Genomic DNA, 19,085 nt, shown 5'->3' with positions numbered 1-19,085 from the left:
TGCGCCACCCCGTGGCGTGTGCGGGCTTCGTTCCGCGCCAACGTCCCCAGGAGGAATCTCCATGCGCCTGACCTTGTCCCAGGCCCTCTTCGCCAGCGCTGCCTTTTCCCTGCTGGCGCCCTCGGCCGCCGGTGCGCAGGCCGGCACCGATGACCCGGCGTGGTCCATCGAAAAACCACGGCAGACCCGCATCGGCCCTGGCTACTCGCAGGATCTCATCGAAGTGAAGTTCCGCAATGCCGACCGCGCGACACCAGGCGAGGCCGGCTGGACCTCCCGGCGCAGCGGCGCATTGCCCCGGCTTGATGCCTTGACGGCAGCGGACGGACCGGTATCGCGGGTCACCCCGCTGTTCTCTGCCGATGTCCTGCACGACACATCCGATCGCGTGGACCAGCCCGCACTGGGCCAGTGGTATCGCATGCAGCTGAAACCGGGCCAGGACGCGGCCGTCATCATCGACCTGTTGAACGGCATGGACGCGGTGGAAATCGCCTACGCCGCACCGGTGCCGGCGCCACCGCCATCGGCCGCTCCAGCGCCCGCCACGGCGCAGTGGGCCTCACCGCTGTTCCTTGAGCGACAGGGCTACGCGCTGGCTGCCGCGTCCGGTATCGATGCCGTCCACGCACGCACGGTGCCGGGCGGCGACGGAACGGGTATACGCGTGGTCGACATCGAATACAGCTGGAACTGGCAGCACGAGGACCTGACCAAACTGCGCGTGCCGGGAACCTGGATCAGGCAGGGGGCCAGCATCAGCGATCCGTTCAACGACAACAACCACGGCACATCGGTGCTTGGCGAGATGATCGCCAATGACAACGGCTTCGGGGTGCGCGGGTTGGTCAGTGGCGCCACGCCGCACTACGTCAATGTCACCAGTCCACAGACCGGCTACAACGCAGCCAACGCGGTGGCGCTGGCGGCGGCGAGACTGGGGCCGGGCGATGTGATCCTGATCGAACAGCAGTTCCCCGGCCCGGCGCCCTGCAACGGCTACGTAGCGCCGGAATGGATCCCCTCGATCTACGATGCGGTGGTCTCCGCGGTCAGGCGCGGCATCCACGTGGTGGAGACCGCAGGCAACGGCAACGTCAACCTGGACGCCGGCTGCTTCGGCCCCGGTTTCCCGCGGGGGCGGCCGGACTCCGGCGCCATCCTGGCGGGTGCCGGCGGCGCGGCGGCCACGCCGTGGTGCAGGGACGCCGTCGTACCCCGCTCACGGCTGGGTTTCTCCACCCATGGACGCCGGGTCAACCTGCAGGGGTGGGGCGGCTGCGTGGCCACCACCGGTGGCCGCGACCTGTACAACGGTGGGCCCAATGCGGGCTACACGCAGCGCTTCAACGGTACCTCCAGCGCGGGACCGATCGTGGCTTCGGCGGTTGCTGCGGTATCGGGTGCGGCCAAGGCCCGCGGCAAGACGCTCACACCGCTGCAGATGCGCAGCCTGCTGGTGGAAACCGGTACGCCACAGGTCGGCAACAATGGCCACATCGGCCCCCTGCCCAACCTGCGTGCGGCACTGGACCGGCTTGCCGGCATGCCATGACAGGACGTTTCCCGGCGAACTCCGATGTCTGCCAGGGCCATCTGCCCGGCAGGCGTCGGGTGTTTGCTCGAGGTTGCTTCATGGTGCAGCACTCCACAGTCGAGCTGTGTCCTTTCCCCGGAGCGCGCAATGAAACATGCAGCATCACACGTCCGTCGCCTGAGCTGTGTCCTGGCCCTGGGCTCAACGCTTTCCGTGGCTGCCAGTGCAGCTGAGCCGCTTGTCGCAGGAATCACCCGCGCGACGGACCTGCGGCTGATGCCCTCGGCGTGGCGCGATGCGGGTGAAACCACGCCCATCGTCGTGTCGGCACAGGATGCCACCTACATCAAGGTCCATCTGGGCCAGTTCGATCTGCCGCGGGGGGTAACGCTTGAGGTTTCCAGCCCGGACGGATCCGAAGTCCACCGTTACAGCAGCCAAGCGCGTGATGCCCACACGGTGGACGCCGTCGTGCCGTGGGCACTACCCGGCACGTCAGGCGAACGCGCGCAGCAGCGCCATGGTGCACGCTGCGTTTGCCACCACGCAGATCCAGAACACCTGCTGGAAAGAAACTTTCCGGTTCTTGTGGCGCAACAGCGACTGGGCAAACAGGGCGCCCGGCCAGCCCCCCAGCAGCGCAAGCACCTGCAGCGTGCGCTCCGGCGTGCGCTGCTGGGCGCGGGTCGCCGCGCGCTTGTCGCGCCAATAGAGGGCGAAGGTCCACACGCTGGCCAGCAGCATCCAGCCAGCCAGCCAGGCCGGCAGCCAGCCGGCCACCGTGCAGCCCAGCAGCATCCCCGCCAGCAGCAGCGCCAGGGCGGTCCGCGGGCTCAGTGCGGGTGCATCGGCCGTGGCCTTTGCGCGCTTGCGTGGCGTGGCGCGACGACTCACAGTTCGCCGAGAAAGCCACGCACCGCAGGACCGAAACGTTCGAAATCGACCAGGAACGCGTCGTGTCCCTGCGGCGAATCCAGACCGATGAAGCGCGCTTCGGCACCGCCCGCGCGCAGCCCGTCGGCGATCTGCTGCTGCTGCTGCACCGGGAACAGGATGTCGGTGTTCGCCCCGATGGCCAGTGCTTTCTCCACCTTGATCCGGGCCAGGCCGGCCAATACATCGCCATCACCCTGGTCAGCCAGGTCGAACCAGTCCATCGAGCGGCTGAGGTACAGATAGCAGTTGGGATCGAAGAAGCGGACGAAGCGACGTGCGTGGCCTTCCAGGTAGCTTTCGACCTGGAATTCCAGCCCGAACGGATCGTCGTCGGCCTGATCCGAATCCAGCCGCACGCGACCGAAGCGACCGTCCCACTCCAGCGCCGAGCGGTAGGTGATCACCCCCAGCTTGCGTGCCATGCGCATGCCAGATTCGGGATAGTGATCGTCATCGTACTGTCCCCCGTTCCACTGCGGATCAAGGCGGATGGCTTCGCGCTGCAGCGAGCGGATGGCGATGGAAAACGGCAGGGCCTGGGCACTGCCTGAAATGTTGACGTGGCTGCGCGCGATGCCCGGATGCAGCAGTAACAACGCCAACGCGGTCATCCCACCCATCGAGTTGCCGACCAGGCAGGCCAGCTGCGTGATGCCCAGCGCGCGCACCACCTCCACAGACGCGCGTGCGCCGTCTTCGACCGACAACTCAGGGAAGGTCAGGCGATAGGGCTCGCCGGTGGCCGCGTTGATGCTCGCCGGCCCGGTGGAACCCTTGCAGCTGCCCAGCGAGTTGACGCAGATGACGAACCAGCGCTCGGTATCGATCGGCTTGCCCGGGCCTACCATGCCTTCCCACCAGCCAGCGGCAGGGTTGGCAGCGTTGCTGGCGGCGTGCGCGTCGGGCGAGAGCCCGGTGACGATCAGGATCGCATTGCCGGCGTCGCCATCCAGCGTTCCCCAGGTTTCATACGCCACGCGCCCATCGATCAGCTCGCCGCCGCGTTTGAACGGGAAAGGCGAGGGCAGGGCGTGGAACAGCGTGCCGGGCGGAATGAATTCAGTCATGGCCGCATTCTATCCCCAGCGCTGTCGCCGCTGCGCTCGCTGCCTGGTCCCGGTAGTGACGGCCGCTGGCCGTCGGCTCCTGCCTTCGGTGGGTGACGACCGTTGGTCGTCGGCTCCTGCCTTCGGTGGGTGACGACCGTTGGTCGTCACGCTGTTGCTTCCCGCTGCGCTCGCCGGGCAAGACCTGGCGCTACCGAAGCGGCAGCGGCAGACCGCCCGGATCAGCGCAGCGTGGCCAGTGCCTGCCCCAGCTGCACCGCTTGTTCGGCATCCAGGTGCGGGGCGAAATCGGCCACGCCGGGCGGCAGCAGGACGATCACCGTGGAGCCATAGTTGAAACGCGCCATTTCCGCGAAGCGCTCCAGCGTGATGCCCTGGCCGCGGTAATCCTTGCGCGTGATGCGATCACCGTAATGCGGGATCTCCTCGCCACTCCAGACGGTCTCCACGCCGGACACCAGCAGCGCGCCGACCATCACGCTGACCATCGGGCCGAAGCTGGTATCGAAATGGCAGACCAGCCGCTCGTTGCGTGCGAACAGCCCGGGCACCCTGCTGACCGCCGCCGGGCCCACACTGAACAATCGACCCGGTACGTGCACGGTTTCGCGCAGGGTGCCGGTCCACGGCATGTGCACGCGGTGGTAGTCCTTGGGCGACAGGTACACCGTGGCGAACAGGCCGTCATTGAACGGCTTCGCATCCTCGGCGCTGCCGAGCAGTTCGGCAGCGGTGAACGACTGGCCCTTGGCCTGGAAGATGCTTCCATCTTCGATGCGGCCGAGCTGGCTGATGCGGCCGTCCGCAGGCATCACCAGGTTGCGCGGGTCGGCATCGGCCACGCGCGCGCCGGGTTTCAGTGCCCGGGTGAAGAACTGGTTGAACGTCCTGTAGCTGCGCGGGTCCGGGTCGGCGGCCTCGCCCAGGTTCACCCCGAACTTCGCGGTGACGGTGTCGATCAACCACTGCGCTACGCGCGGGTTGTCCGAGTACGCCAGCGCACGCGCCATCGAAGACAACAGGCGGTGGGGAAGGGCGTAGCTCAGGGTGGTCATCAAGCTCATGGGGCGGATTTCTCGGTCAGCTTCTGCAGGTCGCGGGCGATGGCCGGCGCATTGAACGGGGGGCGGATGATGCCGGCCAGCCGGCCTTCGGCATCCAGCACGGCGAGCGTGGCCGAGTGTTCCATCGTGTAGTCCTCGGGGTTCTCGTCGAAGGTCTTGCCGGGCACCTTCTGGAACACCTGGCCCAGCGAGGTCGCGAATTTTTCCAGCGACGGCACGTCGCCAGTGGCGGCCAGGGTGTCCTTGTTGAAGGCGTGGACGTACTCGCCGAGCCGGGTGGCACTGTCGCGCTCCGGGTCCACCGACACGAACAGCACGCGCGGGCGCAGGGTCTCAGGCACTGCTTCCCACTGCTTCTGCGCCCCCGCCAGTTCCAGCAGGGTGGTGGGACAGACATCCGGGCAGAACGTGAAGCCCAGGAACACCAGGGTCCAGTGTCCCTTCAGCTCGCCGGGGATGAGCCGGGTGCCGTCGGCCTGGGCCAGGTTGAAGTCCGGCAGCGGTCGCGGCTGGGGATAGAACGTGATCGCTTCGGTGGCGGGCTGGCCGGTGGGCGCCTTGGGCGCGAACACCTTCTGCGCGGCAAGCAGGCCCAGGCCCGCGGCCAGGGCGATCAGCAGGATGATGCCGACGTTGCGATTGAACATGAGGGCCTGCGCTGCCGAGGGATCGGCCCCCATCATAACGGCAGCGGGGCGGCGGTTTCCCCTGCAACGGATGCCGAGGCAGGCGCCAGACCCTATAATCGGGGGCCAATCTACCCGTCGTACCGCCATGACCGCCGAACCGGCCGCCGAACTCCACACGATCATCGACCTGATCCGCTACGGCACCAGCCGTTTCAACGCCGCGGGCCTGACCTTCGGGCACAGCTACGACAATGCGCTGGATGAAGCGACCCAGCTGGTGCTGCACGGCCTGCACCTGCCGCACGACCTCGGTCCGGCGTACGGGCAGGCGCGCCTGCTGCAGTCGGAAAAGCAGGAAGTGCTGGCGCTGTTCGAGCGTCGTATCGACGAGCGCGTGCCGGCCGCCTACCTGACCGGCGAGGCGTGGTTTGCCGGGCTGAGCTTCAAGAGCGACAGCCGTGCGCTGGTCCCGCGCTCGCCGATCGCCGAGCTGATCGAAACCGGCTTCGAGCCGTGGCTGGCTGGCCGCCACGTGGACCGCGCGCTGGACCTGTGCACCGGTTCGGGCTGCATCGCCATCGCCATGGGCCATTACTACCCGAACTGGGAAGTGGACGGCGTGGACCTGAGCGATGATGCCCTGTCGCTGGCCCATGAGAACAAGGACCGCCTGCAGGCGCACAACGTGACCCTGCTGAAGTCGGACCTGTTCACCGGGCTGGCCGGACGTCATTACGACCTGATCGTGACCAACCCGCCGTATGTCACCAATGACGAAACCGACGCACTCCCGCAGGAGTACTCCTACGAGCCTGAAATGGGCCTGCGCGCCGGCGACGATGGCCTGGACCTGGTGTTGAAGATCCTGCGCGATGCGCCGCTGCACCTGAGCGAAGACGGCCTGCTGATCTGCGAAGTGGGCGAATCCGAACAGCACCTGGTCAAGCTGCTGCCGGAAGTCGACTTCGCCTGGGTGGAGTTCAAGGTCGGCCAGATGGGCATCTTCGCGGTGGAATGCCGTGAACTGATCGCCCACAGTGCACGCATCACCGAACTGGCGGCACAGCGGCCGTGAGTTCCAATTCGTTCGGCAAGCTGTTCACCGTCACCACCTTCGGCGAGTCGCACGGTCCGGCCATCGGCTGCGTGATCGACGGCTGCCCGCCGGGGTTGGCGCTGGATGCGGCCGAATTCGCCCACGACCTGCAGCGACGCGCCACCGGCAAGAGCCGGCATACGTCCGCGCGCCGCGAGGCCGATGAGGTCGAGATCCTGTCAGGGATGTACGAGGGGCTGACCACCGGCACCCCGATCGCCCTGCTGATCCGCAATACCGATCAGCGCAGCAAGGATTACGCCAACATCGGCCAGCAGTTCCGCCCCGGCCATGCCGACTACAGCTACTGGCACAAGTACGGCATCCGCGATCCACGCGGTGGCGGCCGCTCTTCGGCGCGCGAAACCACGATGCGCGTGGCGGCCGGCGTGGTCGCCAAGAAGTGGCTGGCCGAGCGCTTCGGGGTGACCGTGCGCGGCTACCTGTCCCAGCTGGGCGAGATCACCCCGCGTGCTTTCGACTGGTCTGCGGTGGAAGACAATCCGTTCTTCTGGCCCGACGCCGCGCAGGTGCCGGAACTGGAGTCCTACATGGATGCGCTGCGCAAGTCCGGCGATTCGGTCGGTGCGCGCGTGGACGTGGTGGCCGACAACGTACCGCCGGGCTGGGGTGAACCGATCTACGGCAAGCTGGATGGCGAGCTGGCGTCGGCGCTGATGAGCATCAATGCGGTGAAGGGCGTGGAGATCGGGGATGGCTTCGCCAGCGCCGCGCAGAAGGGCACCGAGCACCGTGACCTGCTGACCCCGCAGGGATTTGCCAGCAACCATGCCGGCGGCATCCTCGGCGGCATTTCCACCGGGCAGCCGGTGACGGCATCGGTCGTGCTCAAGCCCACCTCCAGCCTGCGCCTTCCGGGCGCCTCGCTGGACAGCGAAGGCAAGGTCATCGAAGTAGTCACCACCGGTCGCCATGACCCGTGCGTGGGCATCCGCGCCGCACCGATCGCCGAGGCGATGATGGCGCTGGTGCTGATGGACCAGGCGCTGCGCCACCGTGCGCAGTGCGGCGATGTCGGCAGCATCACCCCGCGCATCCCGGGCCACATGGATGGCTGATGCGCGCCCCGTCGTCTGGGTCAGCCAGCCGCTCATCGATGCGGTGATCGAGCCGCTGCGTGCGCAGGTGGAGCTGATCACCACCGACGAGGTGACCGTGTGGACGCCGGAACAGCTGGCAGAGCGGCTGGCAGGCGTCGACGGTGCCATCATCACCCTCAACGAGCGTATCGGCGCGGCCCAGCTGGTCGATGCCGATCGCCTGCAGGTGATCGCCAATGTCGGCGTGGGCTACAACAACCTGGATGTCGATGCGCTGAGTGCGGCCGGCATCCTGGCCAGCAACACCCCGGACGTGCTGACCGAAACCACCGCGGACATGGGCTTTGCCCTGTTGATGGCCGCCGCGCGCCGGATCACCGAATCCGAACGCTGGCTGCGCGACGGCCAGTGGGGCCAGTGGTCGTTCCAGACCATGCTGGGCGCGGACATCCATGGCAGCACGCTGGGCATCCTGGGCATGGGCCGCATCGGCCAGGGCATCGCCCGCCGCGGTGCGCACGGCTTCGGCATGCGCGTGCTGTACCACAACCGCTCGCGGCTTCCAGCTGCGACCGAAGCGGACGTGGGCGCGCAGTACGCCGAGTTGGATGACCTGCTGGCGCAGAGTGACCACCTGGTGCTGGTGCTGCCGTACACGGCAGCCTCGCATCACCTGATCGACGCGACCGCGCTGGCGAAGATGAAGCCCAGCGCGACGCTGGTGAACATCGCCCGCGGCGGAATCGTCGACGAGCTGGCGCTGGCCGATGCACTGGCCCACGGCCGGCTGGCAGCGGCCGGGCTGGACGTCTACGAAGGCGAGCCGCAGGTGCGCCCGGAGCTGCTGGCGCTGCGCAACGTGGTGCTGACCCCGCATATCGGCAGCGCCTCGCTGGGCACCCGCAAGGCGATGGTGCAGCTGGCGGCGGACAACCTGCTGGCCGCACTGTGCGTGGCCGGTGAAGCGACGCGCATGCCAAGCGCGATCAATGCCGATGCGGCGCTGGCCGCGCGCGCTGCTTCGGGCGATAAAAGCAAAAAACGATAGGGAGCCTCCGCGCCTGCACGAGGAGGTTCCCCGAACCCGGCCGCATTGCGTGAATCCCCTACTTTTTTTGAGAATTTCCACATGAGTACCGAACAACGTTCCTTCCATGTCGCCGTCGTCGGCGCCACCGGTGCGGTCGGCGAAACCATGCTGTCGATCCTGGCCGAGCGCGACTTCCCGGTCGGCACGCTGACCCTGCTCGCCTCCTCGCGCTCGGCCGGTGGTGAAGTCGAGTTCAACGGCCAGAAGCACATCATCAAGGACCTGGCCGACTTCGATCCGACCGGCGTGGACATCGCGTTGTTCTCCGCCGGTGGCAGCGTGTCCAAGGAGTACGCGCCGAAGTTCGCCGCCGCCGGTGCGGTGGTGATCGACAATTCGTCGGCCTTCCGCTACGACGACGACGTGCCACTGGTGGTATCGGAAGTCAATCCAGACCAGGTCGCCAACCGTCCGCGCGGCATCATCGCCAACCCCAACTGCTCCACCATGCAGATGCTGGTGGCACTGGCGCCGCTGCATCGCCGTTACGGCATCGAGCGGATCAACGTGGCCACTTACCAGTCGGTGTCCGGCGGCGGGCGTTCGGCGCTGGAAGAGCTGGGCAAGCAGACCGGCCAGCTGCTCAGCTTTCAGGAGATCGACCCGCAGCGTTTCCCGGTGCAGATCGCCTTCAACCTGATCCCGCACATCGACGACTTCCTGGACAACGGCTTCACCAAGGAAGAAATGAAGCTGGTCTGGGAAACCCAGAAGATCCTCGGCGACAGCAGCATCCTGGTGAATCCCACGGCGGTGCGCGTGCCGGTGTTCTATGGCCACTCCGAAGCGGTGGCGATCGAAACCCGCGACAAGGTCACCGCCGCCGAGGCGCGTGAACTGCTTTCGCAGTCGCCGGGCGTGGAAGTGGTGGATCGCCACGAGGCGGGCGGCTACCCGACCCCGGTCACCCATGCATCCGGTACCGATGCGGTATACGTCGGCCGCATCCGCGAAGACCTTTCGCACCCGCGCGGCCTGAACCTGTGGATCGTCTCGGACAACATCCGCAAGGGCGCTGCACTCAATGCGGTGCAGTTGGCCGAACTGGTCGCCGCCGAACCGCGTTGAGCAGGGCGGGGGGGCGTGCCGGTCACGACCCCCCACTTTGTGGCGGCCAGCCGTTATATTGGCCGCCATGAACAACGGGGCCCGCGGCGTCATGCGACCGCTCAAGTATCTTTCCACCCTCCTGCTGGCGCTCGCCAGCAGCTCGGCGATGGCGCTGGGGCTGGGTGACATCCGTGTGCTGTCCCGTCCCGGGCAGCCGCTGGTAGCTGAAATTCCGATCATTTCCGCTGATCCGTCCGAACTGCAGAACCTGCGGGTCGGGCTGGCTTCGCCGGTGACGTTCGAACGGGTGGGCCTGCAGCGCCCGACCGGCCTGGTCAGTGAACTTCAGTTCGAACTCACCCGTACCGCACAGGGACGGGCGGTGGTGCGCGTCACCTCGGCTTCGCCAGTGGAAACCCCCGCGCTGGCGTTCCTGATCGAGGCCGACTGGGGCCAGGGCAGGCTGGTGCGCGAATACTCGGCGCTCATGGATGCACCGACAAGCGCGGTTGCACTGAGCGAGCCGGAGATCGAGGCGCCAGCCGGCGCGATGTCCAATGCGATCATCCGTGAGCCGCAGGCCGTACCGGCGCAGTTGCCGCCCGAAACGTCGACTGCAGCCGCTGCCCCTGCGCCTGCACCTGCGGCGCGCACCGCCAGCACGGCTTCACCACGCGCGCCGGTGCCCGAGGCCACCCGCGCTGCCGGTGATATCGCGGTGCGGCAGGGGCAGACCCTTTCGCAGATTGCTCAGTCGCTGGCCGTCGGCCAGCAGATCAGCCGCGAGCGAGCGATGATCGCCCTGCTGCGGGCCAATCCAGAGGCTTTCATCCGCGGCAACATCAACCTGCTCAAGCAGGGTGCGGTACTGCGCGTGCCCGATGCGGCCTCTCTGGCCGCCGTTGATGGCAGCGAGGCGGCAGCGATGGTGAGGGAGCACGCTGCGCAATGGCGGCAGTCGCGCACCCTTCCGCAGCCTGCAGCAGCCGATTCCAGCGTTGCGGCCGCCACGCCGGCTCCCGCCGCAGCGGCGGCCCGCAGCAGCGGCGCGCGTCTTGAAATCGCTCCGGCGGTGGCGGCTGCCGCTGCCACGGCTGGCTCAACCACCGGCACCGGTGATGGCAACGAGGGTGACATGCTCGGCAACGAACAACTGCGTCAGGCAAGGGAAGACGTCGCCACGCGCGATGCCGAAATCGATGAACTCAAGCAACGCGTCGCGGATCTGGAAAAGCTGAAAGCGCAGCAGCAGGCGCTGGTCAGCCTGAAGGACACCGAGATCGCGGCCGCACAGGCGCGCTTGGCAGAGACCCCGCAGCAGGCGTCCAGTGGCCCTTGGTTCTGGCTGGCGCTGCCGTTGCTGCTGCTGGTGGCCGTGGGCTGGTGGCTGTCGCGTCGCCGCAAACCCTCGCCCCTGCCGCCGCTGCGCCGTGACGACCACGACGACAGTGCGCTGTCGGCGGCCGTCCCGGCCGGTGCCGGGCTGGACGTGCTGGCCGAGCGCGCGGGTTGGGAGCAGGATCCTCGGGAGCAGGCCGACGCCGACGCCGACACCGACACCGGCACCGGCACCGGCACCGGCACCGGGATTGCCGGCCAAGCGCCGGTGCATTTCGATCTGGAAACACCGGTAAGCGTCTCGGCCGCGGCGCCGGCTGCCACGGAACCTTTCCTGGAGCCCGAACCGGTGGTTGACCCGGTGCCCGCCTACGCCCGCCATGCCGAGCAGCAGGACGCCTTCCGCGGCGTCTTCGAGCTTCCCGCCGGCGATGCGCCGGCCGCGCCGGAGATATCGGACGATGCAGCGGCGCACGCCCCCGACGCGGCCGCCGCCACGCCAGCGCATGCCGGTGGCCATGACCGCCTCGAACTGGCCATCGCCTATCTGGACCTGGGCGATGCGCAGACTGCGCGCTCACTGCTGGAAGAGGTGGCCCGCAGCGATGATCCACATCTGCAGGCGCAGGCGCGCGAGCTGTTGGCGCGCCTCGGCTGACCCCAGGGCTGTACGGAGTATCGACCATGCAACGCGACCATCGCATCGACTACATCGAATTCGCTTCGCAGGATCCGGCGGCGAGTCGCGCGTTCTTCCAGGCCGTGTTCGGTTGGCAGTTCCAGGATTACGGCCCGGACTACACCGCCTTCGACGACGGGCGGCTGCAGGGCGGCTTCTATCGTGCCGCACCGGTGTCCACCGACACCGCAGGCGCGCCCCTGGTGGTGCTGTATGCCGACCAGCTGCAGCCGGTGATCGAGGCGATCCTCGCTGCGGGCGGTGAGCTGCTAAAGCCGGTCTTCTCGTTTCCGGGAGGCAGCCGGTTCCACTTCCGCGAGCCCGGCGGCAACGCGCTGGCGGTATGGTCCGAGCGCGATCCAGCCGGCTGACGCCGGCAGCGGCGGCCGGCTTGGCGTCTTTTCACAGATTCAGAGGAAGCAGCATGCGTTACGCCTTGGGCGTGGAGTACGACGGCAGCGATTACAAGGGCTGGCAGAACCTCGGCGAAGCCGGCCCGAGCGTGCAGGCCAGCCTGGAAAAGGCGCTGTCTTCGGTCGCCGATTCGCCGGTGCGCGTGGTCTGCGCCGGCCGTACCGATGCAGGCGTGCATGGTCAGTGCCAGGTCGTGCATTTCGATACCGATGCCGTACGCGATCCGCGCGGCTGGACCCTGGGTACTACCGCGCGGCTGCCCAGGTCGATCGCGGTGCGCTGGTGCACGCCGGTCGCCGATGACTTCCATGCGCGCTTTTCCGCGCGCGCACGACGCTATCGCTACCGTCTGTTGAACCGTTCGATACGACCGGCGCTGCAGCGGCAGACGCTCAGCTGGGAACGGCGCCCGCTGGATGCCGGCCTGATGCACCAGGCCGGGCAGGCGCTGCTCGGCGAGAACGACTTCAGCGCGTTCCGCAGCATCCAGTGCGAAGCGTTGCACGCGCGTCGCCAGATGCAGTCGGTCAGCGTGCTGCGCAATGAGGAGGTGATCGAAGTGTCGGTGCAGGCCAATGCATTCCTTCATCACATGGTTCGCAATATCGTGGGTTCGCTGATCCTGGTGGGCAGCGGGGAGCGTCCGGTCGAGTGGATCGGTGAGCTGCTGGCCGGCCAGGACCGTACTGTTGCCGGGCCCACTGCACCCCCTCAGGGCCTGGTGTTCCTGGGCCCGTTGTACCCCGACAACTGGCAACTGCCTGCCGAGGTCACCCTATGAGCCGCTCCTACTACCGTACCCGCATCAAGTTCTGTGGCATGACCCGCGCCGGCGATGTCCGACTGGCCGGCGAGCTCGGCGTGGATGCGGTGGGCTTCATCTTCGCCCGAGAGAGCAAGCGCCGCGTGGCACCCGCCGAAGCACGTGCGATGCGCCAGGCGATCGCGCCGATGGTCGATGTGGTGGCCCTGTTCCGTGACAACACGCGCGAGGAAGTGCGCGAAGTGCTGCGCACCGTGCGCCCTACGCTGCTGCAGTTCCATGGCGATGAAGACGAGGGTTTCTGCCGCGGCTTCAACATGCCCTACCTGAAGGCCATCGCGATGGGTGGCCGCGAAGAGGTCAACGCGCGCACCCTGCAGCTGCGCTACCCCAGTGCGGCCGGCTTCCTGTTCGACAGCCATGCGCCGGGTGGCGGCGGCGGGACCGGCGTTGCCTTCGACTGGACGCGCATCCCCAGCGGCCTGCACCGACCCTTCCTGCTCGCCGGCGGGCTGACCCCGGAAAACGTCTTCGACGCGGCCTTGGCGACCCTGCCGTGGGGCGTGGATGTGTCCAGCGGGATCGAATCCGAGCCGGGCATCAAGGACGGTTACCTGATGCGCAAGTTCGTTGAAGAAGTCCGTCGCGCGGACTGCGCTAGTCTCGATTGAGCGCACCCTGCTGCCGGTTCACCGATCAGCAAGTTCGGCCTTCAGCCAGGCCACCAATGCATCCACACGCGGATCCGCACGCGCGGCGTGCCGCGCCAGCACCCAGGCGCCGGCGGTGGCGGTGAATCCCCACGGCGCGATCAGTCGCCCGCCCGCTACGTCATCGGCAACCAGGGGCTCCGGCGCGATCGCCACGCCCAGTCCCGCCACGGCCGCTTCCAGCAGGTAGTACAGGTGTTCGAAGCCCTGTCCCGGCCTTAGTGCGCGCGCGTCCAGTGCATGCGCAGCGGCCCAGGCCGGCCATGCCTGTGGCCGCGAGGTGGTGTGCAGCAGTTCCTCTGGCAGCAATGCGGACGCCGGCCGACCCTGCAGTCGGGCCGCCGCCGGATGCTGTGGGGAGAGCACCGCGCCGACCCGTTCCGGTGCCAGCTCGATCACCTGCCAGCCGTTCGGCCACGGCGGTTCAGCCAGCAGCAGCACCGCATCCAGCCGTGCCTGGGCTTCGCTGAAGCTGCCATCCAGCGCCGACCAGTGCACGTTGAGCGCGGGCAGGGCGGCCTGCAGCCGCGGCAAGCGCGGGATCATCCAGCGCGCCAGCACGCTGCTGCTGCAGCCCAGCACCAGGGCGTCGTGCAGGGCCGGGCGATGCAGCTGGTCCACTGCGGCGTGCAAGCGTCCAAACGCATCCTTGCAGGCGGCCTGCAGGGTCTGGCCGCTGGCGGTCAAGCGCAGGCCGCGGCCGTCGCGCTCGAACAACGCCAGGCCGAGATCGGCCTCGAGCAGCTTGATCTGACGGCTGATCGCGCCGTGGGTGACATGCAGGGCCTGCGCTGCGCGTCCCACGCCACCCAGCCGGGCCGTCGCTTCAAAGGCGCGCAGGGCGTTGAGGGCGGGCAGCGGGCGCGTTGTCATGTGAGAAATACTGACATGATGTGGCTGAAATATCGATATTCCCCGTACAACCCGTGCGCTAGAGTGGCGGTCCACCTGCTCGACCCGGTTGCCCTCATGTCGCTCCCCCCGATTCCTGACTTCCATGCCTATCCCGATGCCAACGGGCACTTCGGGCGTTACGGTGGCAGCTTCGTCGCCGAGACCCTGGTCGGACCGCTGCAGGAGCTTGCCGCAGCCTACGACCAGGCGCGCAAAGATCCCGCCTTCATCGCCGAATACGACCACGACCTGGCCCATTACGTGGGCCGTCCCAGCCCGATCTACCATGCGCGGCGGCTCAGCGACCACGTTGGTGGTGCGCAGATCCTGCTCAAGCGCGAGGACCTGAACCACACCGGCGCGCACAAGATCAACAACACCATCGGCCAGGCGCTGCTGGCCTCGCGGATGGGCAAGAAGCGCATCATCGCCGAGACCGGCGCCGGCCAGCACGGCGTGGCCAGCGCGACGGTTGCCGCACGCCTGGGCCTGGAATGCGTGGTGTACATGGGCGCCACCGACATCGAACGGCAGAAGATCAACGTCTATCGGATGAAGCTGCTGGGCGCGACCGTGGTGCCGGTGACGTCGGGTTCGGCGACGCTGAAGGATGCCCTCAACGAAGCGATGCGCGACTGGGTCACCAACGTGCAGGACACCTTCTACATCATCGGCACCGTGGCAGGCCCGGATCCGTATCCGCGCATGGTGCGTGATTTCAATGCCATCGTCGGCCGTGAAGCACGTGAACAGATGCTGCTGGAATACGGCCGCCTGCCCGATGCGATCACCGCCTGCGTGGGGGGCGGCAGCAATGCCATCGGCCTGTTCCATGCGTTCCTGAATGATCGTGAGGTGCAGATATTCGGCGCCGAAGCGGCCGGTGACGGCATCGAGACCGGTCGCCATGCCGCCTCCATCGCGGCAGGCCGGCCCGGCGTGCTGCACGGCAACCGCACCTATGTGCTGTGCGATGACGATGGCCAGATCATCGAGACCCATTCGGTGTCCGCTGGCCTGGATTACCCGGGTGTCGGGCCGGAGCACGCGTTCCTGGCCGACAGTGGCCGCGCCACGTACCTGGGCATCACCGATGAGGAGGCCCTGCAGGCCTTCCACCTGCTGTCGCGCACCGAGGGCATCCTGGCGGCGCTGGAGTCCAGCCATGCGCTGGCGCAGGCGATCAAGCTGGCCGGTGAGCGCCCGCGCGACCAGCTGGTGCTGTGCAACCTGTCCGGCCGCGGTGACAAGGACGTGCACACCATCGCCGCGCGCGAAGGCCTGATCCTGTGATGTCTGCCATCCCTGTATTGATTGAAGGACGTGCCTGAAATGCCTGTATCCCGACTTGATGCCCGTTTCCAGCGGCTGCGTGATGCGCAGCGCAAGGCGCTGATTCCCTTCATCACCGCCGGCGATCCATCGCTGGAGGCCACCGTCCCGGTGATGCACGCGCTGGTCCAGGCCGGCGCCGACGTGCTGGAACTGGGCGTGCCGTTTTCCGATCCGATGGCCGATGGCCCGACCATCCAGCGCAGTTCCGAGCGCGCGCTGGCGCGGGGTGCCGGGCTGCGCTACGTGCTGCAGGCGGTCGCTGGATTCCGCAACCGCGACACTGAAACGCCGGTGGTGCTGATGGGCTACCTGAATCCGGTGGAGATCCACGGTTATGTCCGCTTCGCCACCGAGGCGGTTGCCGCTGGCGTGGACGGGATCCTGCTGGTGGACCTGCCGCCGGAAGAAGCGGCGGAGGCCAATGAAGCGTTCGACGCGGCGGGCCTGGCGCTGGTGCTGCTGGCTTCGCCGACCACCAGCGATGCACGTGCCGATACGCTGCTGGGCCTGGCACGCGGTTATCTGTATTACGTGAGTTTCGCCGGTGTTACCGGGGCATCGGACCTGCTCGACCATGATGCGGCGGGTGCCCGCCTGCAGGCGCTGCGCAACCGGGCCAGCGTGCCGGTGGTGGCCGGGTTCGGGATCAAGGATGCGCCCAGTGCGGCGTCGATGGCGCGCCAGGCCGATGGCGTGGTGGTGGGCAGTGCGTTGGTGTCGGTGTTGGCGCAGGCGACCACGGTGGATGAAGCGGTGCAGGCGGCGGGGGCGTTCCTGGCGCCGCTGCGGCAGGCGCTGGACGCTTGACGCTTCTGCAGGGCTGGCGGGGGGCGGGGCGGGGCGGCTGTGCAGGACACGCCGTAAACCCGTCCTTGGGGGCTCGCTGTTGCCATCCATGGCAACAGACGGTCCTGCACAGCCACCCCGCCCCACCTTCGACAGGTTGCTGGTGGCCTTGGTAGCGCCGACCCATGGTCGGCGGATCATGGCGGCGGGGTGGTGGATGGCGTGGTTTTGCTGCAAACGTACGCTGGGGAACGGTTTTGTGGGAGGTGAAGGGGGGTGCACGGGTGGGGAAGGGCTGAGCTAGACTGTCGGCCTTTGCGGCCTTCGGGCCGCCCTGAACGGAAGTAGCAACCCGCATGAGTTGGCTCAGCAAGTTGATGCCGTCGGGCATCCGCACCGACAACGTCCCCAACAAGAAGCGCAGCGTCCCCGAAGGCCTGTGGGAGAAGTGCAGCAGCTGCGGCAGCGCGCTCTATGGCCCGGAGCTGGAAAAGAACCTGGAGGTCTGCCCCAACTGCGGGCACCACATGGCGATCCGCGCGCGCGCGCGGCTGGCTTCGCTGTTCGACGCCGACAGCATGACCGAGATCGCCGCCCGGCTGGGCCCGAACGATCTGTTGAAGTTCAAGGACCAGAAAAAGTACGCCGAGCGCATCAAGATCGCGCAGAAGAATACCGGTGAGTACGATGCGCTGATCGCCATGCGCGGCCTGCTCAAAGGCCGTCCGCTGGTCGCCTCCTCGTTCGATTTCGCCTTCATGGGTGGCTCGATGGGTTCGGTGGTCGGCGAGCGTTTCGCGCTGGCCGCGGAAACCGCGCTGGAGATCGGTGCACCCTACATCTGCTTCTCCGCCAGCGGCGGCGCGCGCATGCAGGAAGGTCTGTTCTCGTTGATGCAGATGGCCAAGACCTCTGCGGCGCTGGGCAAGCTGCGCGCTGCTGGCCTGCCGTATATTTCGGTGCTGACCCATCCCACCACCGGGGGCGTGTCGGCATCGTTCGCGATGCTCGGCGACATCAACATCGCCGAGCCGCAGGCGCTGATCGGCTTCGCCGGCCCGCGCGTGATCGAGCAGACCGTGCGCGAGAAACTGCCGGAAGGCTTCCAGCGCTCGGAGTTCCTGCTCGAACACGGTGCCATCGACCAGATCTGTGATCGTCGCGAGCTGCGCGACCGGCTCTCCGAGCTTCTGGCGATGATGCGCCGCGAACCTGCGCCGACGGAGGCCTGATGGGAACGCGCAGGTATTTCGGCACCGACGGTATCCGTGGCCGGGTCGGCCAGGGCGTGATCTCGGCTGATTTCGTACTGCGGCTGGGCAATGCGTTCGGTCGCGTGCTGCTGGCCCAGCAGGCGGCGGGCAACCGTCGCCCGATCGTCGTCATCGGCAAGGACACGCGCATTTCCGGCTACATGTTCGAAGCGGCGCTGGAAGCGGGATTGGTTGCTGCGGGCGTGGACGTGCAGTTGCTGGGGCCGATGCCCACGCCGGCTGTTGCCTTCCTGACCCGAACGCTGGGGGCTGACGCCGGCATCGTGATCAGCGCCTCGCACAACCCACACCATGACAACGGCATCAAGTTCTTTTCCGCCCAGGGCGAGAAGCTGGACGACGCCACCGAAATGGCGCTGGAAGCGGGCATCGATGAGCCGTTCACCACCGCCGAATCGGAAAAGCTGGGCAAGGCGATGCGTGCGCGCGAGGCGATCGGCCGCTACATCGAATTCTGCAAGGCCAGCGTGCCGCGCGACTTCGACCTGCGCGGGGTCCGGCTGGTGCTGGACTGCGCGCATGGCGCGACGTACCACATCGCACCGCTGCTGTTCCGCGAGCTGGGGGCGGAGGTGATCGCCATCGGCGCGGCGCCGGACGGGGTCAACATCAATGACGGCGTCGGCTCGACGCACATCGACAACCTGGCTGCCAAGGTTCGCCAAACCGGTGCCGACCTGGGCATTGCCTTCGACGGTGACGGTGACCGGGTGCTGATGGCCGACGACCAGGGCAACCCGGTCGATGGCGATGACCTGCTGTTCATCCTGGCCCGCGCCTGGCAGGCCGATGGTCGCCTGCGCGGTCCCGTGGTGGGCACGCTGATGACCAACTTCGGGCTGGAACAGGCACTGGAAAAGCTGCAGATTCCGTTCGTGCGCAGCAACGTCGGCGACCGCTACGTGCACCAGGCGCTGGTGGAAGGCGGCGGCGTGCTCGGCGGTGAAGCGTCGGGGCATCTTCTGTGCCTGGATCGCGCCACCACCGGCGATGCCATCGTCAGTGCGCTGCAGGTGCTGGTTGAACTGCGCCGCAGCGGGCAGAGCCTGCGGGAAGCCCTGCAGCCGCTGTCCCGGGTGCCGCAGAAAACAGTCAATGTGCGGCTCGGCAACGTGTCGGCCAAGGCCACCGTACAGGCTGCAAGCGTGCAGCAGGCGCTCCTGCAGGCGCAGCAGGCGGTGGCCGGCCGCGGCCGCGCGTTCCTGCGCCCGTCCGGCACTGAACCGGTGGTGCGGGTGACCGTAGAGGCCGACGAGGCCACGCTGATGCAGGAAACGCTGGATCGTTTGTCCGATGCAGTGAAGGCCGCTGCTGCGGCCTGACCCCGTTCCGCGGCGCCGCCGGGCATCGGCGGCGCGCGGA

At 67.6% G+C, this 19,085-nt stretch carries 18 protein-coding genes; 13 read left to right on the top strand and 5 right to left on the bottom strand.

The window, feature by feature from the left end; translation table 11 throughout:
• The first annotated feature begins 61 nt into the window (after window positions 1-61).
• On the top strand, window positions 62-1,555 hold the full coding sequence (locus tag ACI2JH_RS08595) for a S8 family serine peptidase (RefSeq protein ID WP_404735942.1): 1,494 nt from the start codon (window positions 62-64) through the stop codon (window positions 1,553-1,555).
• 477 nt (window positions 1,556-2,032) lie between these two features.
• Here the strand turns inward: ACI2JH_RS08595 and ACI2JH_RS08590 are convergent, their stop codons facing one another.
• The 4 genes from ACI2JH_RS08590 to ACI2JH_RS08575 all read right to left on the bottom strand — a co-directional run bounded on the left by ACI2JH_RS08590 (window position 2,033) and on the right by ACI2JH_RS08575 (window position 5,251).
• Window positions 2,033-2,431, bottom strand: a complete 399-nt coding sequence (locus tag ACI2JH_RS08590) for a DUF1294 domain-containing protein (protein WP_404735941.1) — start codon at window positions 2,429-2,431, stop codon at window positions 2,033-2,035.
• Window positions 2,428-3,540: a homoserine O-acetyltransferase gene (locus ACI2JH_RS08585; RefSeq protein ID WP_404735940.1), complete on the bottom strand. Its 1,113-nt coding sequence runs from the start codon at window positions 3,538-3,540 to the stop codon at window positions 2,428-2,430. Before ACI2JH_RS08585 ends, ACI2JH_RS08590 begins: the two co-directional genes overlap by 4 nt.
• 221 nt (window positions 3,541-3,761) lie before the next feature.
• Window positions 3,762-4,604 carry an archaetidylserine decarboxylase gene (gene asd, locus ACI2JH_RS08580; protein WP_404735939.1) on the bottom strand — a complete coding sequence of 281 codons (843 nt, stop codon included), beginning with the start codon at window positions 4,602-4,604 and terminating at the stop codon, window positions 3,762-3,764.
• The gene (locus tag ACI2JH_RS08575; protein WP_404735938.1) at window positions 4,601-5,251 is read right to left on the bottom strand and encodes an SCO family protein; all 651 of its coding nucleotides are present in this window, start codon (window positions 5,249-5,251) and stop codon (window positions 4,601-4,603) included. The genes asd and ACI2JH_RS08575 overlap by 4 nt, the downstream gene beginning before the upstream one ends.
• Window positions 5,252-5,378: 127 nt before the next feature.
• Between ACI2JH_RS08575 and prmB the strand changes: the two genes are divergently transcribed.
• From prmB to ACI2JH_RS08535, 8 genes are all read left to right on the top strand, one after another.
• On the top strand, window positions 5,379-6,308 hold the full coding sequence (gene prmB, locus ACI2JH_RS08570) for a 50S ribosomal protein L3 N(5)-glutamine methyltransferase (RefSeq protein ID WP_101100713.1): 930 nt from the start codon (window positions 5,379-5,381) through the stop codon (window positions 6,306-6,308).
• Window positions 6,305-7,408: a chorismate synthase gene (gene aroC, locus ACI2JH_RS08565; protein ID WP_404735937.1), complete on the top strand. Its 1,104-nt coding sequence runs from the start codon at window positions 6,305-6,307 to the stop codon at window positions 7,406-7,408. Before prmB ends, aroC begins: the two co-directional genes overlap by 4 nt.
• Window positions 7,401-8,438, top strand: a complete 1,038-nt coding sequence (locus ACI2JH_RS08560) for a 2-hydroxyacid dehydrogenase (RefSeq protein ID WP_404735936.1) — start codon at window positions 7,401-7,403, stop codon at window positions 8,436-8,438. Before aroC ends, ACI2JH_RS08560 begins: the two co-directional genes overlap by 8 nt.
• A gap of 81 nt (window positions 8,439-8,519) precedes the next feature.
• Window positions 8,520-9,548, top strand: coding sequence for an aspartate-semialdehyde dehydrogenase (locus ACI2JH_RS08555; protein WP_182657175.1), 1,029 nt, complete (start codon window positions 8,520-8,522; stop codon window positions 9,546-9,548).
• 67 nt (window positions 9,549-9,615) lie between these two features.
• On the top strand, window positions 9,616-11,526 hold the full coding sequence (locus tag ACI2JH_RS08550; RefSeq protein WP_404735935.1) for a FimV/HubP family polar landmark protein: 1,911 nt from the start codon (window positions 9,616-9,618) through the stop codon (window positions 11,524-11,526).
• Window positions 11,527-11,552: 26 nt separating this feature from the next.
• Window positions 11,553-11,918: a VOC family protein gene (locus ACI2JH_RS08545; RefSeq protein ID WP_182657177.1), complete on the top strand. Its 366-nt coding sequence runs from the start codon at window positions 11,553-11,555 to the stop codon at window positions 11,916-11,918.
• Between the two features lie 53 nt (window positions 11,919-11,971).
• Window positions 11,972-12,742: a tRNA pseudouridine(38-40) synthase TruA gene (truA, locus tag ACI2JH_RS08540; protein ID WP_101100719.1), complete on the top strand. Its 771-nt coding sequence runs from the start codon at window positions 11,972-11,974 to the stop codon at window positions 12,740-12,742.
• Window positions 12,739-13,395 (top strand): phosphoribosylanthranilate isomerase, encoded by a 657-nt coding sequence (locus tag ACI2JH_RS08535; RefSeq protein WP_182657178.1) that lies wholly within the window; start codon window positions 12,739-12,741, stop codon window positions 13,393-13,395. Before truA ends, ACI2JH_RS08535 begins: the two co-directional genes overlap by 4 nt.
• Before the next feature lie 18 nt (window positions 13,396-13,413).
• On the opposite strand, the gene ACI2JH_RS08530 is transcribed toward ACI2JH_RS08535, so the two are convergent.
• Window positions 13,414-14,307 carry a LysR family transcriptional regulator gene (locus ACI2JH_RS08530; protein WP_319276471.1) on the bottom strand — a complete coding sequence of 298 codons (894 nt, stop codon included), beginning with the start codon at window positions 14,305-14,307 and terminating at the stop codon, window positions 13,414-13,416.
• A 96-nt stretch (window positions 14,308-14,403) separates the two neighbouring features.
• Here ACI2JH_RS08530 and trpB point away from each other — a divergent pair, with 96 nt between their 5' ends.
• The 4 genes from trpB (at window position 14,404) to glmM (ending at window position 19,045) form a co-directional block, all read left to right on the top strand.
• Complete coding sequence (trpB, locus tag ACI2JH_RS08525) at window positions 14,404-15,621, top strand: tryptophan synthase subunit beta (RefSeq protein ID WP_101100777.1); 1,218 nt, start codon at window positions 14,404-14,406, stop codon at window positions 15,619-15,621.
• Between the two features lie 39 nt (window positions 15,622-15,660).
• Window positions 15,661-16,470: a tryptophan synthase subunit alpha gene (gene trpA / locus ACI2JH_RS08520; RefSeq protein WP_319276469.1), complete on the top strand. Its 810-nt coding sequence runs from the start codon at window positions 15,661-15,663 to the stop codon at window positions 16,468-16,470.
• Between the two features lie 335 nt (window positions 16,471-16,805).
• Window positions 16,806-17,681, top strand: a complete 876-nt coding sequence (gene accD, locus ACI2JH_RS08515) for an acetyl-CoA carboxylase, carboxyltransferase subunit beta (protein ID WP_042615364.1) — start codon at window positions 16,806-16,808, stop codon at window positions 17,679-17,681.
• Window positions 17,681-19,045 (top strand): phosphoglucosamine mutase, encoded by a 1,365-nt coding sequence (glmM, locus tag ACI2JH_RS08510; RefSeq protein ID WP_101100722.1) that lies wholly within the window; start codon window positions 17,681-17,683, stop codon window positions 19,043-19,045. Before accD ends, glmM begins: the two co-directional genes overlap by 1 nt.
• Window positions 19,046-19,085 lie beyond the last annotated feature (40 nt).

The sequence above is a fragment of the Stenotrophomonas sp. NPDC078853 genome (assembly GCF_044901215.1).
GTDB lineage: Bacteria > Pseudomonadota > Gammaproteobacteria > Xanthomonadales > Xanthomonadaceae > Stenotrophomonas > Stenotrophomonas lacuserhaii.
This window is presented reverse-complemented; position numbering and strand designations above follow the sequence as displayed.

Bases quoted from the DNA above. Each gene is read 5' to 3' on its own strand.
- ACI2JH_RS08550 (WP_404735935.1), top strand. From the start codon at position 9,616: ATGAACAACGGGGCCCGCGGCGTCATGCGACCGCTCAAGTATCTTTCC.
- ACI2JH_RS08535 (WP_182657178.1), top strand. From the start codon at position 12,739: ATGAGCCGCTCCTACTACCGTACCCGCATCAAGTTCTGTGGCATGACC.
- ACI2JH_RS08560 (WP_404735936.1), top strand. From the start codon at position 7,401: ATGGCTGATGCGCGCCCCGTCGTCTGGGTCAGCCAGCCGCTCATCGAT.
- trpB (WP_101100777.1), top strand. From the start codon at position 14,404: ATGTCGCTCCCCCCGATTCCTGACTTCCATGCCTATCCCGATGCCAAC.
- ACI2JH_RS08575 (WP_404735938.1), bottom strand. From the start codon at position 5,251: ATGTTCAATCGCAACGTCGGCATCATCCTGCTGATCGCCCTGGCCGCG.
- ACI2JH_RS08595 (WP_404735942.1), top strand. From the start codon at position 62: ATGCGCCTGACCTTGTCCCAGGCCCTCTTCGCCAGCGCTGCCTTTTCC.
- ACI2JH_RS08530 (WP_319276471.1), bottom strand. From the start codon at position 14,307: ATGACAACGCGCCCGCTGCCCGCCCTCAACGCCCTGCGCGCCTTTGAA.
- ACI2JH_RS08585 (WP_404735940.1), bottom strand. From the start codon at position 3,540: ATGACTGAATTCATTCCGCCCGGCACGCTGTTCCACGCCCTGCCCTCG.
- asd (WP_404735939.1), bottom strand. From the start codon at position 4,604: ATGAGCTTGATGACCACCCTGAGCTACGCCCTTCCCCACCGCCTGTTG.
- prmB (WP_101100713.1), top strand. From the start codon at position 5,379: ATGACCGCCGAACCGGCCGCCGAACTCCACACGATCATCGACCTGATC.
- truA (WP_101100719.1), top strand. From the start codon at position 11,972: ATGCGTTACGCCTTGGGCGTGGAGTACGACGGCAGCGATTACAAGGGC.
- glmM (WP_101100722.1), top strand. From the start codon at position 17,681: ATGGGAACGCGCAGGTATTTCGGCACCGACGGTATCCGTGGCCGGGTC.
- accD (WP_042615364.1), top strand. From the start codon at position 16,806: ATGAGTTGGCTCAGCAAGTTGATGCCGTCGGGCATCCGCACCGACAAC.
- trpA (WP_319276469.1), top strand. From the start codon at position 15,661: ATGCCTGTATCCCGACTTGATGCCCGTTTCCAGCGGCTGCGTGATGCG.
- ACI2JH_RS08545 (WP_182657177.1), top strand. From the start codon at position 11,553: ATGCAACGCGACCATCGCATCGACTACATCGAATTCGCTTCGCAGGAT.
- ACI2JH_RS08555 (WP_182657175.1), top strand. From the start codon at position 8,520: ATGAGTACCGAACAACGTTCCTTCCATGTCGCCGTCGTCGGCGCCACC.